Origin of the sequence: Pedobacter ginsengisoli, assembly GCF_030244015.1 — a bacterium.
Classification (GTDB): Bacteria; Bacteroidota; Bacteroidia; order Sphingobacteriales; family Sphingobacteriaceae; genus Pedobacter; species Pedobacter ginsengisoli.
This window is the reverse complement of sequence record NZ_JASSYX010000003.1, coordinates 118,867-136,347: the sequence shown is the minus strand read 5'-3', so window position 1 is coordinate 136,347 and position 17,481 is coordinate 118,867. Positions and strand designations below refer to the sequence as shown.

Below are 17,481 nucleotides of genomic sequence, written 5' to 3'. Positions count from 1 at the left end.
ACTGTTGTCTTATATTGTGCCAAATGTCTTTTTTAATACCTGTGTGCCCTATTTTAGTTTTAAAAATATGGAATCGGTTTATTTGTTCCAGGGAGAGCTTTGTTTTGCCCGCTTCCTGCTGCCGATGGCTTTCTTTCTGCCTTTTATCATCACTTTTGATATTTTAAAAAAAACTGCTGTTCTGGCTGGTGCGGGTAAGACGAGCCTGGTACTTCCTGTTGAAATTAATGCCAATAAGTTCTTATTCAAGAAGGCTTTTATCAATGGCGGGATTAGCCTTGCCTTTGCTTTCCTCGTTTCCTTATTTGTACAGCTCTGTATACCAGGTCAGTACGGATTTAACGGTACATTTCTTTCTGTTTTGATGGGCCTGCTGGCCGGAGTGCTGACGATTGTGTTTGCATTTATCCCTTTAAAAACGGTACTGTCCCGGCCACGGCCTTCTTCACTGTAACAAGCATAATACTTTTGTATTCGCGGATTAATGCTGTGCTAACATTAATTTTAAACAGCACAAAGAAATTTGATACCATGAATTCAAGAAGAGATTTTTTAAAGCAGGCAGCGCTGATATCGGGCAGCGCGGCTATGGTGAATTTACTGCCCGGAGCAATACAAAAAGCCCTGGCTATAAATCCTGCCCCGGGCAGCACATTTCTTGATGCAGAACACGTGGTCATCCTGATGCAGGAGAACAGATCATTTGACCATTGCTTTGGTACGCTGCAGGGCGTAAGGGGCTTCAATGATCCGAGGGCGGTTCGCCTGCCGGACCAGAAACCTGTATGGCTGCAGACCGATGCCTCCGGAAATACCTATTCGCCTTTCCGGTTAAATATAAAAGATTCCAAAGTGACCTGGATGGGAGACCTGCCGCATTCCAGGGCAAGCCAGGTAGATGCAAATAACTCCGGTAAATATGATCAGTGGCTTCCGGCGAAACGTTCGGGGAATAAAAAGTATGCAGATATGCCGCTTACGCTGGGCTATTATGTCAGGGAAGACCTTCCGTTTAACTATGGTATGGCGGATGCGTTTACCATTTGTGACCAGAATTTTTGTTCAGCAATGACAAGTACCACGCCAAACCGGTCTTTCTTCTGGACGGGTAAGATCACTCATGAAGAAGACGGACTGCCTAAAGCCAACATCAGAAATACAGATTTTGCATATGGTAAAATGCCCTGGGAGACTTTTCCCGAGCTGCTGACTCAAAATGGCATCAATTGGAAATTTTATCAGAATGACCTGAGCTGTGGTGGCGGTTTCGCAGGGCAGGAAAGGGCCTGGTTAGCGAACTTCGGCTGTAACCTGCTGGAATTCTTTAAAAAATATAATGTCAAATTTTCTGAGCGTTATGTGGTAAATCTGCAAAAGCAGGCAGAGACATTGCCGGGTGAGATCAATAAACTTCAGGAAAGAACGCCTTCGAGCGATGAAGATGCCAAAAAAGCTCAGGCGAGCATTAAGGCAAAACAGGCGGTGCTGGACAATGCAAGGGCTGAACTGGCAATCTGGAACAGAGAAAGTTATGAGAAGCTAAGTGATCATGAAAAGAAGCTTTATCAAAGTGCTTTTGTGATCAATTCAGGCGATGCTGGTTTCAGGAGCATTACCGAGCTGACTTACTCAGACAACGGGACGGAACGAAAGGTTACCGTGCCCAAAGGCGATGTGCTTTATCAGTTCAGAAAAGATGTAAATGAAGGTAAGCTGCCTGCGGTTTCCTGGCTTGCACCACCACAGAACTTTTCTGATCATCCGAGTGCACCATGGTATGGCGCATGGCATGTATCTGAGATCCTCAGTATTCTTACTAAAAACCCGGAGGTTTGGAAGAAAACGATCTTCATCTCGACATACGATGAAAATGACGGGTATTACGACCATGTTCCGCCTTTTTCTATTCCTGACGCCAAAATTCCCGGAACGGGTAAGGTTTCAGCAGGGATAGAGACAGAGATAGAGTATGTAAGGCTGGAAAATGAACTCAAGCAGGGTATTCCTAAAAATCAGGCACGCGAAGCTCCTGTCGGACTTGGGTTCCGGGTCCCGATGATCATCGCCTCGCCGTGGAGCAGGGGTGGCAGGGTTTGCTCGGAAGTGTTTGACCATACCTCAACCCTGCAGTTTCTTGAAACTTTTGTTAATAGGAAATTCGGTAAGAATTTGCATTTGAGCAATATCAGTGAATGGAGAAGAACAATCTGTGGCGATTTGACCTCTGCTTTTAGCCCTTATGATGGCAGTAAACCGGAAAAGGTTCCCTTTCTGGACAGAGATAAAAATGTGGAGACCATTTACAATGCCAAATTTAAAGATGAACCTGCGGGATTCAAAAAGCTGTCTGCTGATGAGATTGCCAGGATCTCCGCAAAACCTGCTTTGCTGAACCTCCAGGAAAAAGGCACAAGACCAGCTTGTGCTTTGACTTATGAATTGTATTGTGACGGCGTCTTATCGGCTGATGGAAAATCATTTGAGATCAGTTTCGCGGCAAGGGATATTGTATTTGGAAAGCAGGCTGCAGGATCTCCGTTTACCGTATATGCTCCAGTAAAATATAATGATGAAAGCAGTAAGGATGAAGTTTGCCGGAACTGGGCGTTTGGGGTAAAGGCAGGAGACCGCCTGAACTATAACTGGCCTTTGGAATCATTTGAAAATGGGAAATATCATTTGTGTGTGCATGGCCCTAATGGTTTCTACAGGGAATTTAAAGGAAACGCTACCGATCCAAAGGTAAAAATCAGTGCAGTCTATGAAAGCAGCGGTGTGAACAGGGAGAAACTTACCGGGAATTTAAAGCTGAACCTGGTCAACAACGACAGCAAGCCGCATACGTTTATTGTCCGTGATAATAGTTATAAATCTGGTACGCTGAAAAAAACAGTTGTACCAAATACCACGGAAAATGTTGTTTTGAATTTGGCGAAGTCCCACAACTGGTATGACTTTAACGTGGAGTTGTCTGCTGACAAAAATTTTAGTGCCAGCTTTGCCGGGCACGTTGAAACCGGTGTTGCTTCAACGACAGACCCATTAATGGGCGGTACGGTATAGTATTCCAAAATAAAGCTGTATTTTTGCAGAAAAATAATAGCAATTGGGAACTCTACTGGATTTGGGCATTAAGGGATATAAGAATTACGGTACGCACCTTAAAGAAAAATACAATGGGCAGCGCGTATTTAAAGTAATCGTGGACGGTGGCTTCACTTGTCCGAACCGTGATGGCAGCAAAGGCTATGGAGGGTGTACTTATTGTAATGTAGACTCTTTCACTCCAGAACTTTCGAGGAAGCTTCCGACCATTCGTGAACAGCTGGAACAAGGGATGGAGCGGGGTAAAGGTTTTTACAAAGCGGATAAGTTCATTGTTTATTTTCAGCCCAATACCAATACTTACGCACCCGTGCATTATTTAAAAATGATGTACGATGAAGCATTGTCTATAAATACAGATGACGTGGTGGGCTTTTCTGTAGGCACCAGACCTGATTGTATTGATGCAGAAAAAGTGGCGCTGCTGGAGAGCTATACCGATCGTTTTGACGTTGACCTGGAAATGGGGATGGAATCTATTTACGACGAAACACTAAACCAGATCAACCGGGGTTGCAGTCACGGAGAGTTTGTTGAGGCTGTTAAGCTGCTTGAAAATTCTAAACTTGACCTCTGTGTGCATACGATATTTGGCTTTCCATGGGAAACTGAAGAAATGATGCTTGGCTATATTCACGAGATCAACCGTTTTCCGCAGATCAAATTTGTGAAATTCCACCATCTTCATATTGTTGAAGGCTCTATTATGGGTGTGAAATATAAAAAACAACCCTTTAAGCTGTTTTCGCTTGAAGAATATACAGACTTACTTTGTAAGCTGATTCCCCTGCTAAGGCCGGATATTGTAATCCAGCGCCTTTTTGGTATATCTGACTGGGACCTGCTGATCGCACCGAACTGGGGGCTGAACAAATCGGCGATCCAGACATATATTGATAAGGAGATCGAGCGCAGTGGTATAGTACAGGGTTCTCACTACCAGGCTTCACCCTTAAAGTAACCTCTTCTTAACATTTAATCACTTTCTGTTTTTTTAAATTCAGTCGTCTGCTGAAGTTTATTGGCGGCCTGTAAACCATTTCCCTAAAATTCTACGGGATGATGGTAAGGTCATTTTTTTGCCGTTTATTGTGATTTTTATTTTTTTAACAAAAAAATGAGGTGATTTTGAGTGATTTGTTATAAAATAATAAAAATTGAACCTGTTTTTTGTTATAAATTCATGTTTTTGCTTAAAAATTAGGCGCAAAAACATATAATTTTGAAAAATGTTTGTAAAAAAGTGATGTAAATTGAAATTAATTACTAATTTTATAAAAAAATCAAATAACACATAATTAAAAACTAGTAAAATCTAACATTTATGGCAAAAGTTTTATTTAAACAGTGGGGCCCATTTGCAGTTTTATTAATAATTGCAATTCTTGCTCTTTTTATCCCCTTACTTCCGAATTTTGATGAGGGAAAATACAGCGGACCAGATATCGCGTTTGTATTAATTTCTGCTGCTTTGGTATTTATCATGACTCCAGGGCTGGCGTTTTTTTATGGTGGTATGGTTCACCGTAAAAACATTCTTTCTACCATGATTAAAAGTGTGGTGGCAGCTGGTGTTATTACCGTTCTTTGGATCGTTTGTGGTTTTAGCTTAGCTTTTGGTGAGAGCATCGGCGGACTGATCGGAAGTCCTAAGACTTTTCTTTTCTTTCAGGGAGTGAATTCCAGTCCTTCATGGAGCCTGGCTGCGACAATCCCGCTTTCGTTATTTGCTGTTTTCCAATTGATGTTTGCGATCATTACCCCAGGTCTGGTTGTAGGTGCTGTTGCTGAGCGTATACGCTTTACCTCTTATATCTTATTTATTGTTTTGTTTGCGCTGCTGGTGTATTCACCGCTTGCACACTGGTCATGGCATCCAGATGGAATCCTCTTTAAAATGGGTGTTCTTGACTTTGCGGGTGGTACTGTAGTACACATTTCTGCTGGTATGGCTGCTTTAGCCGGTGCGATGGTATTGAAGCGCAGAAAATCTCATATTGAGCACAAGGAAGTTCCTCCTGCCAATATACCTTATGTACTGATCGGTACTGGTTTACTTTGGTTTGGATGGTTTGGTTTCAACGCAGGGTCTGCTTTAGGAGCCAGCAGTTTAGCGGTTTCAGCTTTCCTGACTACGAATACAGCTGCAGGTGCTGCGGGACTGGCCTGGATGTTCTTTGATGTAGCGAGAGGTAAAAAACCTTCGGTTTTAGGTTTTTGTATCGGCGCTGTAGTCGGCCTTGTTGCCATTACTCCGGGTGCTGGCTTTGTTAGCATTCCTTCAAGCATATTCATTGGTGTTATTGCTGCGGTTATTTCTAATCTTGCGGTTTCATGGAAACAAAAAACAAGTCTTGATGACACATTGGACGTATTTCCGTGTCATGGTGTAGGTGGTATCGTTGGTATGCTGTTAACTGGTGTATTCGCTACTAAAACAGTAAATGCTGCCGGCGTTGATGGTTTGTTCAACGGAAATCCTGCATTTTTCATTACTCAGCTTAAAGGTGTTGTGATTGTTGTGGTATTCAGTTTTGTGATGTCATTCATCATTTTCAAACTGATCAACCTGGTACAGCCTATCCGTGTATCTGAAGAAGAAGAAGAAGAAGGATTGGATGCGTCTCAGCACAACGAGAAATATTCTCAGGGTACCTTGATCGTCGCAGGTCAGGAAGTAGAAAACCAATTTTAACCATACATACTAAATTATCAACCTCAAACCTAAAATTATGAAATTAAAAGCAATACTATCCCTTGCGTTCTTGTCAACAGTTACAGCTTCATTTGCTCAGGAAGCAGATGCTCCCCTACAAATTTCTGGATCAGCTGATGCTTATTACAAATATGACTTTTCAAAACATGCCAATATCCCGACCAGTTTTGCAAGTGATCAAAACTCGGTTTCACTGGGAATGATAGATCTTGCTTTGAAGAAAACTACTGGTAAAGCATCGTTTGTTGGTGAGATCTCTTTTGGTCCGCGCGGACAGGGGCAATCTATTTTGCCTGAAGGCGGTGAATCTTTCCACATTCAGAACTTATACGCTTCTTATGCTTTTACCGATGAATTCACGCTGACTGCAGGTTTTATGGGTACGTTCATAGGGTATGAGGTAATTGCGCCTACCGGGAACTTTAACTATTCAACTTCTTATCTGTTTACCAGCGGACCGTTCCAGAACGCCGGTATCAAAGGACAATACAAATTTTCTGACAAAGTAAGTCTGATGGTAGGTTTATTTAATGACTGGAACGTTTATTCTGACTTCAATGGCGTATCGCACGTTGGCGGTCAGCTGACTGTAACTCCGGTTGAAGGATGGACCGCCTATCTGAATGCACTGACAGGAAAATCTGTTGGCGTTGCCGGAACAGGAACTATCTTTGACCTGACCACTGCTTATCAGATCACTGAAAAGTTCAAATTAGGTCTGAACGCTGCCGATTACTCGATCACCAATGATGGTGGTGGCTACACAGGTGCTGCACTATACCCACAATATGCATTCACCCCTGCTGTAGCATTGGGTTTAAGAGGCGAGTATTTCCAATGGAAAGGTGCCGATGGCGCGGATGATGAAAAAGTTGCTGCGGTAACTCTATCTGGTAATATTAAAGCTGGCGGGCTAACCTTTATTCCAGAGGTTAGGTTTGACAATGCATCAGAAGAAATGTTCTGGAAAGAGAACGGTGTAGACATGACTAAAAAAGCAGCTCAGTTCTCGCTGGCTTTTGTATACGCATTCTAGAAAACTGAAATTATTTTTTAAATTTAGAGGCTGTCAGACATATTTTCTGACAGCCTTTTTTATAAATCCACTATGAAACTATCTCTGATCCTGATTTTAATAATGCTTAGTTTTGGTTCTTCTGCCCAGGATAAGATATTGCCGATGGACGAGTCGGGAAAATATACCTTCCTGGAAGTTGCAGAACTCAAAGCAGTGACTAAAACCATAATGGCAGCCAATGTAAGACGTTTCTTCAAGGCCAACCACAAATCATTAAAATTGAGCGCTGAGGAAAAAGACACTGTTTTTTTAGGAAAGGGTAAAATGATCGTACAGAAAGGACTTGGGGGGATAGGCCATCCTTCTGCGGAGGTGAATTACAACATTTCAGTTGCGCTGCGTGAAGGAAAATACCGCCTGATCATGACTGATTTTATCGTTACCCCCTACGAGCGCGACCGCTATGGCAATTTTGTACCTGTCACCGTAAGTACTGCACTTGAAAAGTCACCGGGCAAACTTGGCCGTGCCGAATGGGAAGCCAATATGGCATTTGTTTTTACGGAATCCAGAAAGATTGCCGACAGGCTCAAAGTAACGATGAGCAATACCCTGGCCGAGCCTAAAACTGAGCAGAAAAAACCAGCAACCGTATCAACCACCAAATGGTGATCAATGGACCATTTTGTCTGCGCAGGTAGAGCTGGCAAATGCCTCAGGCTTGGCTTTGAATATAAAGCCCATGCTCAGAATGTAGCCCATCGCTTCATTAAGTGCCTTATTTGATTTAAACATCGGATTGGTGTTGATGTCCGCATGTACTTCAAGGTCTACATCATAGATGTCCAGCAGGTCACAAATGGAATAGGCGATCTCAATTGATTTCTGTACCTCAACCAGCATGCGTTCCTTGATGCTCATTTTCTGCGTGGTTTTATCCTGGTTGATGTACATAAATCCGCCATGGTGCTCTCTGAGTAATACAATGACGGTCGCAAAATCTGTGACTGCTCCCTTTACCTGTGAATCTGTACCAATACAGACTTTAAGGCGGTAGCCTTTTTCAGTTTCTCTTACTATTGAACTCTCAATTTCTTCAAGGATTGACGAGTGAATTACCTCGCCGCTAAATTTCTTCCAGGTCATACGTTATGGTGTTTGGTAAACAACCCGCATTCAGGTTTACTAAAAATAAGAGATAAAGATTAAAATCCAGTTAATATTTTGTTGTTTAATTGCTAACAATCCTCTAATTGTCAACAGCTTAATTAATATTTTGAATTAAATTCTTCGATTAGACCTACCTTTGCTGCCATGATGGTAGAAAAGGCCCTGGAGAAATTAAAAATCAAATCTTTAAATGATATGCAGCTTGCTGCTGTGGATGCTGCCGCAAAAGGGAAAGATATTGTGCTGCTGGCACCTACGGGATCAGGTAAAACTCTTGCCTTTTTGCTGCCCGTACTGAGCAATCTGAAGGAAGGATTCCGGGGCGTGCAGGCACTGATACTCGTACCTTCAAGAGAACTGGCTTTGCAGATAGAGCAGGTGTTTAAACAAATGGGTACCGGATTTAAGGTCAATTGCTGCTATGGCGGTCACCCGGTAAAGACAGAGCGCAATAACTTTGAGCAGCCGCCTGCTGTGCTGATCGGCACGCCGGGAAGGATTGCTTATCACCTGAGGCATGAGAATTTTGATGAATCAGGTATCACCACCCTGGTCCTGGATGAATTTGATAAAGCGCTGGAGTTTGGCTTTCAGGAAGACATGTCGTATATCATTGGCAAGCTGCTGTCGCTGAAGCAAAGGATCCTGACCTCGGCTACAGCCATGAACGACATTCCGGCTTTTACCGGGATCAGTCATCCTGCTGAGATCAATTTTCTGAAAGATATAAAGGTCGTGCCTGACCTGAAATTAAAAAAGGTCCTGACCACCGCGGCTGATAAACTTGATACTCTGTTCCAGCTGATCTGTAAAATAGGAAATAAACCCATGCTGATATTTTGTAACCACAGAGAGACAGTGGACCGGATCAGCGACCTGCTGATCGACAAAGACCTGGCGCATGATATTTTTCATGGAGGAATGGAACAGGATGAACGTGAACGTGCCCTTCTGAAGTTCAGAAATGGCAGCATTAAGATGCTCATCACTACAGACCTTGCCTCAAGAGGGCTCGATATTCCTGAGGTGGAATACATTGTGCACTACCAGCTGCCCTATACCGAAGAGGCCTTTTTGCACCGCAATGGCAGAACGGCCCGGATGAACGCAAAAGGTACCGCATACCTGGTTATAGCCGACGATGAGAAATACCCCTTTTTGAAATCAGATATAGAGACCGAAGATTTAAAAGGTAAATTTGCTTTGCCAAAAGACAGCGAATGGCAAACGCTTTATATTGCGGCGGGTAAAAAGGATAAGGTCAATAAAATTGACATCGTTGGACTGCTTTTGAAAAAAGGCGGGCTGCAGAAAGAAGACGTGGGGTTGATAGAAGTAAAAGACCAGGCTTCGTATGTAGCCGTAAAACGCAAAATGGTGGGCAGGATTTTGTCTGCCCTGGCCAATGAAAAGATCAAGAACAAGAAGGTAAAAATCGAAATAGCGATGTGATATGAGCAATAATGATATTCTTAAAAAACTGCGTGTAGCTCTTGAGCTCAATAATGAAGAAATTATTAAGATTCTGGGGCTGGTCAACTTCAAGATCGGAAAAAGTGAACTTGGAGATATGTTCAGAAGCAACGACCACCCTAATTTTAAGGCCTGCGGGGATCAGATCCTCCGCAATTTTCTGAATGGCCTGGTGATCTATAAGCGTGGCCCCAGAGATCCAAAACCGGCAGAAAAGTAGAGTTTTTATTCGCATTTCCGGCAAAATGAATAATTTGAACAGCTTAGTGAGCCTGAATTATTCTCTATCTTCAACAGGTGTTAAAATGTTGATGTCTGATGGGGAATTTAAGGAAATCCGGTTTTCTTTTGCTGCTGGTCTTTAGCGCTTTTAAGGTTTGTGCACAGCAAACAGTTCAATTCAGTCAATATGTATTTAACGGTCTGGCTGTCAATCCTGCTTATGCGGGTTATAGAGAAGAACTGACCGGAAGTTTAAGTTACCGCATGCAGTGGGCGGGGATAAACGGTGCACCGAGAACGGCAGTAGCTTCTTTCGATGGCCTTACCAATGATTATGAGAAAAGGGTAGGATTGGGTTTAATCGCAATTAATGACCGGTTAGGTGCGCAGAGCACTTCGTCTTTCTATGGAAATTATGCCTATAGATTGCAGATTGACGACGACGAGGAGCGAAGACTGAGCTTTGGAATTGCATTTGGGGTTACCCAATACGGAATTGACGGCAATAAGCTTAACGCAGTTGATCCCAATGATACAAGTATACCAATAGGAAATGAAAGCAAGATCTATCCTGACTTTAGGATAGGAGTATATTATTCTGATCCAAGGTATTTCATCGGCGCCTCTGTGCTAGACATGTTCTCAGCATACCGGGATCAGATCACTACTGATGATAATTATAAGATCCTGAAACAGGTACGGCATCTTTATGTCTCCGGTGGCGCCGTTTTTCCATTGTCGGAAGCGCTGGATATTAAACCTACCTTTATGATCAAAGAGGATTTTAAGGGTCCCACGAACCTTGACCTGAATGCTTATCTGTTCATTAACAAGCGGCTGTGGATAGGAGGTTCTTATCGGACAGCGGTTTCGCTCTGGGAGAAAAATAATCTGCAAAAAGGGCTTGAAAAAAGCAATGCACTGGCTGCAATAGTGGAAGTTATAGTGAGCGACAGGTTTAGAGTGGGTTACTCATTTGATTACAGTACCAATGCGTTGGCCAGTTATCAGCAGGGATCTCATGAAATAACCCTTAGCATGACCTTTCCCAGGAAAAACTATAGTTTAATGAATCCTAAATATTTTTAAACAAAGGCCGCTTCTTGTGACAAAGAGAAACATCAGGGCCTTCCTCTAAAATAAATTAAATAAAATTTTGCTAAAACGGTTTAAATGTCTTTATTTGGAAGATTGAATCATCAACAATCAACAAACCAAATTAAACCAATAAATGAATACAAAATCATCTGAACTACCCTTTATTGGCGTAGACATAGGCGGCTCTCACATTACTGCGGCTCATGTAGATTGTAATACGTACAGAGTGATAGACAGTACCTTAAAAAGAGAACGTGTTGCTTCCATGGATGATGCTGAAGTTATCCTTGAATCATGGGTAAAAGCCCTGTCAACCCTTATCATTAAATCATCAGAAGAAACGATCACCATTGGCATAGCCATGCCGGGACCATTCGACTATGAGCATGGTATTTCCCTGATGAAAGGAATGCAGAAATATGATTCTTTGTATGGGATGAACATTCGTGAAATCCTGGCTGAAAGATTGGGCATTCCGGGTGAACACATTACTTTTATCAACGATGCGGAAGCTTTTTTACGGGGCGAACTTGCTTCTGGTGCAGCTTCAGATTTTGAACGTGCCATCGGAGTGACCCTGGGTACCGGTCTGGGATCTACAAGCAATTGTAAGGGTGAAACTGTAGATGTGAACAGGGCCTTTGTGCCTTTTCTGGATAGCATAGCAGAAGAGTATATTTCTACACGCTGGTTTTTAAAAAGGTATAAAGAACTGACGGGTAAAGAAGTAAAGAATGTAGAAGAGCTTTTAGCTACCGCCGACCAGTCGGTAAAAGATGAACTTTTTGAAGAGTTCTCTACAAATCTGGCGGCCTTTTTAAATGATTTCATTGCAGATGAGGATCCCCAGGTATTGGTTGTTGGCGGGAATATCGCCCGTTGCTGGGATCATTTTATAGGTAAACTGCAAGACAAGATAGCAAATAAAGCCGTGGTGATCAGACAAACCCAAATGTGGGAAGATGCCGCCCTGGTAGGTGCTGCGTGTACCTGGATCTAATCAGTTTCTAAAATGAAAAAATACCTTGTTTTAAGCTTGCTTTTCTTTTTGGCTGCCACAGTTTTTGCAGCTAAAGTTGATACAGTGGTTACGCGCAGCGCAGCAATGAAAAAAGACATCAAGGCGGTTGTAGTACTGCCTGAAGGTTATAATGACAGCAAAAATTACCCTGTGGTTTATCTGCTGCACGGAGCCGGCGATAAATTTTCAGGCTGGGTGAACAAAGTACCTTCGATAAAAAAATATGCAGACGATTTCCAGATGATCATTGTTTGTCCGGACGGAAATGTGACCAGCTGGTATTTTGACAGCCCGGAAGACCCTGCGTGGAAATACGAGACTTATGTGTCTAAGGAGCTGGTGGGCTGGATCGATCAGAAATATAAGACCATCAATGACAGAAAGGGAAGGGCCATCACCGGTCTGAGTATGGGCGGTCATGGTGCACTGTATCTCGCTTTTAAGCATCAGGATGTATTTGGAGCTGCCGGAAGTATGAGCGGCGGCGTGGACATCAGGCCTTTTCCGTTAAACTGGGATATCGCCAAAAGACTTGGTCCTGAAGAAAAATATCCTGAAAGGTGGGCGCAGAACTCAGTCGTTAACCTGGTTCATCTCCTGGTTCCAAACAGGCTCGCCATCAATATTGACTGCGGCAGGGACGATTTCTTTTATGAAGTAAATTTGAATTTGCACCAGCAGTTATTGTACAATAATATCCCCCATGACTTTACCATAAGACCGGGAGCCCACAATTGGGAGTACTGGACCAATTCAGTCGGTTTTCAGCTGATGTATTTCAATAACTTTTTTAATAAAAAGTAGGCCGTTTACGATAGGCTTTTTAATGCAGGCTCATGTGCAACTCTTACGTACCTGCTGCGGCAGTTCTGCGCTAAAAGTACCATTTATCACAGCTGGTGCGGTGTTCTAGCGGAGAAATAGCGGAGATTGGCGGGGGATAGAAAATTGTTGACCTGTCCTAGTTGGAAAAAGAACCCTGTTGATCAAGGTTTTTTTAATGTTGGTCGTTTTAAGTTGGGAAGACGGCTTAAAAAAGGCAACTTTAGGTATGTTGTTGTCACAATCCCAATTTTTCCTTCAGCCAGGCAGGGGTTTGCGCTGGTTACAGCATGGCTTGTTCTGGCTGCTGCTACTCGGATTGCGCTTTTACCTTACCAGTATTTCCTTTAATGTCTACGGCGGTTTTCCGGCAGGCAGCATACTATTGCTGAATATCTGCAGCACCGGCATTATTGTCCTGTTTTATTATACAGTGGTTTATTACCTGTGGCCGAAATACCTGGTCAGGCATCGTTATGTTAAGGGCGCATTACTGATTTTGCTGCTTTTGGTTGTTTACACAATTTCCGACGCTATTGCTGAGAAATTAGTGATCAGCAGTTGTGCGCGCTGCATGGTCCGGTTGGCGCAGACGCAACCTGGCTACTTCCAGCTTATCCAATCGAATTTAAGCAACATCGTTCTGGTTCGCCTGGTCACTTTTGGTGCCCCATTTTTTCTGCTCCTTACCTTAACTGTTCCAATCAGCATCAAGACCGCTTTGAACGCTTACCGCAGCAATATGAGGAGTGTGACTCTGGCGAAAGAAAAGCTGGAGCTGGAGCTTAATTTTTTGCGGGCGCAGCTAAACCCGCATTTCTTATTTAATTCTATGAATAATATTTATGGGTTGATCATCAGCGGGGATACGGACCGTTCAGCCGCCCTGGTATCCCGCCTGTCTGAATTATTGCGCTATATGCTTTATGAATCCGAAGCGGATACTATGCCGCTTAGCAAAGAAGTAAAGCTAATGACCGATTATATAGAACTGGAAAAAGTGAGGCTGAATTTCACGAAGGTGACGTTTAACCCGCCAACAATTTTAGCTGATGTCGGAATCGCCCCTTTATTGCTCATTCCGCTAATCGAAAATGCGTTTAAATTCACAGCCGACGAACCGGGTGCTTTTATCGATATCTCATTAAGCGTCATGGCAGATACCATCAACTTTAAAATAGAAAATAGCGTTGGCCTCACCAGGCAGGATGGCCTGTCCGGTGGCATCGGCCTGGGCAATATGCAGAAGCGGCTCGAATTATATTATCCCGGCCGCTATCGTTATGAGATCGGCAACAATGGAAATAAATATTTGGTGAATTTATCCCTGAACCTATGAAAAAGATCAATTGCATGGTCGTTGATGATGAGCCCATCGCGCGGGATATCCTGCAAACTTATATTCAGCGTGTTCCCGAACTGGAACTTGTTAAAAGTTGTCGCAACGCCACAGAAGCTTACGAGGGACTTTACAGCCAGCAGGTGGACCTTATTTTCCTGGACATCCAGATGCCGGTCATCACCGGTACAGAATTCATGCGCTCGCTGCGCAAGCCGCCGCTGGTCGTTTTTACTACCGCTTATTCCAGCTACGCCGTAGAAGGATTTGAGCTCAATTCTGTTGATTACCTCTTAAAGCCGATCACTTTTGAACGCTTTTACCAGGCCGTACAAAAAGTAACTGAAAGAATGGCTATGAATCAGGTCCGGGTACCAGAAACAAAAAATCATCCGGATTACCTGTTCATCCGCCAGGACAACAGGTTGGTGCGTGTGGAGCATGACCAAATTTTTTATATACAGGCGGAAAGGGATTTCAGTTCGGTTTATTTAAAGGAGACAAGAATTCTGGCTGGCATGCACCTGAAGCTGTTTGAAGATATTTTGCCGCCCAGCCAGTTTCTCCGGGTGCACCGGTCATATATCGTCAATCTTAAAGCAATTCGCGCGATCAAAGGCAATGTTATCGAACTGGAAAATGCCGAGGTCCCCATCGGCGCAAGCAGCCGGGAGGAGCTGTTTCAAAGATTGCAGCTCTAGTCCGGTGGTGCAGGCAGCAAGGCCATCGTTGGTCCGGGTAATTTGGTTGCCGATTTTAATGGATTCGTCGATTTTATTTTCCAGCTTCAACTGAATATTGTCCTTTTGTGAGCAACTGGATAAAAAATGGAAAAGAAAAAAATGATCGGCATGCTACCCGTTTGGCTAAGGGTAAGCATTTATTTTATAGTTATTATCGCAGCCGCTTATATAGCCGGATTGATCCTCATGCTTGACAGTATCTTCTTTTATTTCGGGATTGCGCTGCTATTGAGCTTTTTATTCCTAAAAGCAGAAGGTAAATCACTAACCAGCCTTGGATTTATACCTGCTGGCGCAACCGATCGGAAAAAATTCTTCCTCGGACTCCTTATTGGCGTGTCAGCATTATTAATGAGCGCAGGGCTTACGATCTGGCTGAACGGCGGCCGGCTGGTATTTACCGGTCATGCTGATCCTGTATTTTTGCTGATCCTCGTTTTTATACATCTCTGGTCGTCCTTTGTTCAGGAATTTACCTACAGGGGATATCCATTTCAACGTCTCCTGAAATCATACGGGCCCTGGGTTGCTCAACTGACAATCACCCTGCCATTTGCCGTCATGCATCTGAAACTGAACGCCAGCATAACCTGGCAACAATTCTTCATGACCTGGCTCACCACGGGACTGGGTTCTTTGCTTTATGGGCTTTGCTATCTGAAAACCGGGAAACTGATGTTGTCCGTCGGCCTGCATATGGGCTGGAACCTGGCCCAGGCACTTGTTCCACGCTCACCTGAAGAAAGCAAGACCATGCTTTTTACCCTTGTGCAGGATGGCCGGCATTATCACCCTTTACATGTACTGCTGCCCTACATAGCGGTTACTGCTATTATGATGTTCTTTATCTGGCGGTCGAATACACTTCATGAAACAAATAAGCCATAACAGGATAACCGCCGGTAAAATAAATGCTTTATTGCGGGTTCTGCTTTTTTGTATGTTGTGTGCACTCCTGTTGGTTGTGGGTTCTGCCGTACTGAAAAACTGGCAAAATCCCCTGGCGGACCTTTCACTCGGCGCCTTTGCCGCTGCCGCATCATTTCTTCTTTCCATTCCGTTCGCGAAATGGGAGAAGTTATCACTCGGACAACTTGGCGTCGTTCCCGGTAAAGCGACCTTAAGCAAGGTGGGTATCGGTTTTTTGATCGGGCTGCTTATCGCAGGTCTCCATCTATCTTTAGTGCTGATTTTTGGTCATATCAATTTGATAAGTGCAAGCCCTTCATTTCATTCGGTCGCTTTGTCTTTACTCCTCTATTTGATTTTGGCAACAAGAGAAGAAATTGCATTTCGCGGATATGCCCTTCGCAGCCTGTCCTATAAGATCGGCCCCTGGAAAGCGCAGCTCATCATTGCCATCATTTTCGCGCTGGAACACATGGCCGGAGGTTTCACCTGGCGGCAGGCCTTTTTTGGTTCCAGTGTTGGCGCCATACTGTTTGGGATGGCAGCATTGCGCACCAAGGGCATAGCGTTGCCCATTGGACTTCATGCCGCCTGGAATTTCGGACAATGGTGTTTTGGCTTTAAGAACATGCCCGGGATCTGGCAGGTTTCGGCCGGTGAGGGATTCGAAGAAAAGAACGAACAGATAATTATGATTTGTTACCTGGTCGTCATGAGCATATCAATAGCGGCCTTTTACCTGTGTCGAGATGATAAAGGTGCAAATAGTAGGTTGCCCTTAAGTCCATAGCCGGGCTGCAAGTTTGCAATTAAGCCAGATGCTGACAATAACGTAAAGTATTGCCATCGGCGTCGGTTACATAGAATTCCCGCCGGCCCCAGGTTTGGTCAACCGGTCCCTGGTGTACAGGTGACCCGGCTTTTCCCTTTAAACCACGGTTCACAAATTTGGCGAATAAAAAATCTACGTCCGATACGTAGACATAAACAACGGAGCCGAACAGGCGCTCGCTTTCATGGGTGGTGATCTGAAATTCCATGTTTTCGTGGCCGAGATCGACCACAGGTGAATCTGCCGTATCATCCGGCCAGGTCATCCGGAAATCCAACACTTCGGTGTAAAATTTGATTGCTGCGCGCATATCACGGACTTTGAATAAGGGGATGAAATTGTTCATACTTAAAAATAAAAAAAGGTTTGCAGCTATCAAATGCCTAGGTTCCTGAAAATCAGGGTAACCGGCCATATAGGCCGTCAAAATCCCTAAAGCCTGTAATCGAAATGGACCACTTCTTCACGCAGACCACCGGTGGCGTGGTAAAAATCAATGGCATGCTGGTCTTCCAGGTCTGCCTGCACGAAAATGTAGCGGCATCCCAGCCCTTTGCAAAACTGTTTAAGTGAGTCTATAAGTTTCCTGCCGATGCCCTTACGCTGCCATTGCTGATCAACTGCGAGATCATAAATGTATACCTCACAGGCGGTATAATACACTGAAGGCAGCATATAGGCGGTAAGGCCGCCCAATACCTGACCGCTGGCATCGGTTGCCACGAAAAAGCTGATGGATTCTTTCTCCAGCAATGATTGCAGGTAGTCATTGTCAGGAATTTTAAAATCTTCCATTTCAAAAACGCTTGCATAAAGCTGGACAAGCTGTTTTAGTGCGGCGCTCTCGGTGGCGCCTAGTTTATGACAGATAATTTCCATTGTTACAAATATATACGCTTCATATTGATCTTTCGCGGGATATCTATTTAGAAAAGTATACAATTTAAACCATTCCAGGCCTGAACTGTTTGACCGGGCATGAAGTACATTATATCGTTTGCCATTTCAAATTC

The 17,481-nt window shown here is 43.8% G+C and carries 18 protein-coding genes; 15 read left to right on the top strand and 3 right to left on the bottom strand.

Annotated elements, in window-relative coordinates; genetic code table 11:
- The first annotated feature begins 67 nt into the window (after nt 1–67).
- The 6 genes from QEP08_RS12705 to QEP08_RS12680 all read left to right on the top strand — a co-directional run bounded on the left by QEP08_RS12705 (nt 68) and on the right by QEP08_RS12680 (nt 7,511).
- Nucleotides 68–454 carry a hypothetical protein gene (locus QEP08_RS12705; protein WP_285058526.1) on the top strand — a complete coding sequence of 129 codons (387 nt, stop codon included), beginning with the start codon at nt 68–70 and terminating at the stop codon, nt 452–454.
- A gap of 77 nt (nt 455–531) precedes the next feature.
- The gene (locus tag QEP08_RS12700; RefSeq protein ID WP_285058525.1) at nt 532–3,063 is read left to right on the top strand and encodes a phosphocholine-specific phospholipase C; all 2,532 of its coding nucleotides are present in this window, start codon (nt 532–534) and stop codon (nt 3,061–3,063) included.
- Nucleotides 3,064–3,106: 43 nt separating this feature from the next.
- Entirely contained in the window at nt 3,107–4,066 is a 960-nt protein-coding gene (mnmL, locus tag QEP08_RS12695) for a tRNA modification radical SAM protein MnmL/YtqA (protein ID WP_285058523.1), read from the top strand.
- A gap of 363 nt (nt 4,067–4,429) precedes the next feature.
- Nucleotides 4,430–5,800, top strand: coding sequence for an ammonium transporter (locus QEP08_RS12690; protein ID WP_285058522.1), 1,371 nt, complete (start codon nt 4,430–4,432; stop codon nt 5,798–5,800).
- Between the two features lie 37 nt (nt 5,801–5,837).
- Nucleotides 5,838–6,857, top strand: coding sequence for a porin (locus QEP08_RS12685; RefSeq protein WP_285058520.1), 1,020 nt, complete (start codon nt 5,838–5,840; stop codon nt 6,855–6,857).
- Nucleotides 6,858–6,929: 72 nt separating this feature from the next.
- Nucleotides 6,930–7,511, top strand: coding sequence for a hypothetical protein (locus tag QEP08_RS12680; protein ID WP_285058519.1), 582 nt, complete (start codon nt 6,930–6,932; stop codon nt 7,509–7,511).
- Here the strand turns inward: QEP08_RS12680 and QEP08_RS12675 are convergent, their stop codons facing one another.
- The gene (locus QEP08_RS12675) at nt 7,512–7,985 is read right to left on the bottom strand and encodes a ribonuclease H-like YkuK family protein (protein ID WP_285058518.1); all 474 of its coding nucleotides are present in this window, start codon (nt 7,983–7,985) and stop codon (nt 7,512–7,514) included.
- A gap of 168 nt (nt 7,986–8,153) precedes the next feature.
- On the opposite strand from QEP08_RS12675, the gene QEP08_RS12670 reads away from it, so the two are divergent.
- The 9 genes from QEP08_RS12670 to QEP08_RS12630 all read left to right on the top strand — a co-directional run bounded on the left by QEP08_RS12670 (nt 8,154) and on the right by QEP08_RS12630 (nt 16,426).
- Nucleotides 8,154–9,461: a DEAD/DEAH box helicase gene (locus QEP08_RS12670; protein ID WP_285058516.1), complete on the top strand. Its 1,308-nt coding sequence runs from the start codon at nt 8,154–8,156 to the stop codon at nt 9,459–9,461.
- A 1-nt stretch (nt 9,462) separates the two neighbouring features.
- Nucleotides 9,463–9,702 (top strand): DUF1456 family protein, encoded by a 240-nt coding sequence (locus QEP08_RS12665; RefSeq protein WP_285058514.1) that lies wholly within the window; start codon nt 9,463–9,465, stop codon nt 9,700–9,702.
- 98 nt (nt 9,703–9,800) lie between these two features.
- The gene (locus tag QEP08_RS12660) at nt 9,801–10,793 is read left to right on the top strand and encodes a PorP/SprF family type IX secretion system membrane protein (protein WP_285058513.1); all 993 of its coding nucleotides are present in this window, start codon (nt 9,801–9,803) and stop codon (nt 10,791–10,793) included.
- A 142-nt stretch (nt 10,794–10,935) separates the two neighbouring features.
- Complete coding sequence (locus QEP08_RS12655; RefSeq protein WP_285058511.1) at nt 10,936–11,802, top strand: ROK family protein; 867 nt, start codon at nt 10,936–10,938, stop codon at nt 11,800–11,802.
- 12 nt (nt 11,803–11,814) lie between these two features.
- Entirely contained in the window at nt 11,815–12,627 is an 813-nt protein-coding gene (locus QEP08_RS12650; protein WP_285058510.1) for an alpha/beta hydrolase, read from the top strand.
- A gap of 247 nt (nt 12,628–12,874) precedes the next feature.
- Nucleotides 12,875–13,984 carry a sensor histidine kinase gene (locus QEP08_RS12645; RefSeq protein WP_285058509.1) on the top strand — a complete coding sequence of 370 codons (1,110 nt, stop codon included), beginning with the start codon at nt 12,875–12,877 and terminating at the stop codon, nt 13,982–13,984.
- The gene (locus QEP08_RS12640) at nt 13,981–14,685 is read left to right on the top strand and encodes a LytR/AlgR family response regulator transcription factor (protein WP_285058507.1); all 705 of its coding nucleotides are present in this window, start codon (nt 13,981–13,983) and stop codon (nt 14,683–14,685) included. The genes QEP08_RS12645 and QEP08_RS12640 overlap by 4 nt, the downstream gene beginning before the upstream one ends.
- Nucleotides 14,686–14,811: 126 nt before the next feature.
- Nucleotides 14,812–15,615, top strand: a complete 804-nt coding sequence (locus tag QEP08_RS12635; protein ID WP_285058506.1) for a CPBP family intramembrane glutamic endopeptidase — start codon at nt 14,812–14,814, stop codon at nt 15,613–15,615.
- Nucleotides 15,596–16,426, top strand: a complete 831-nt coding sequence (locus tag QEP08_RS12630; protein WP_285058505.1) for a CPBP family intramembrane glutamic endopeptidase — start codon at nt 15,596–15,598, stop codon at nt 16,424–16,426. Before QEP08_RS12635 ends, QEP08_RS12630 begins: the two co-directional genes overlap by 20 nt.
- 19 nt (nt 16,427–16,445) lie before the next feature.
- Here QEP08_RS12630 and QEP08_RS12625 read toward each other — a convergent pair whose 3' ends face one another.
- Nucleotides 16,446–16,814, bottom strand: coding sequence for a glyoxalase superfamily protein (locus tag QEP08_RS12625; RefSeq protein WP_285059862.1), 369 nt, complete (start codon nt 16,812–16,814; stop codon nt 16,446–16,448).
- Between the two features lie 86 nt (nt 16,815–16,900).
- Complete coding sequence (locus tag QEP08_RS12620) at nt 16,901–17,347, bottom strand: GNAT family N-acetyltransferase (protein ID WP_285058503.1); 447 nt, start codon at nt 17,345–17,347, stop codon at nt 16,901–16,903.
- Nucleotides 17,348–17,481 lie beyond the last annotated feature (134 nt).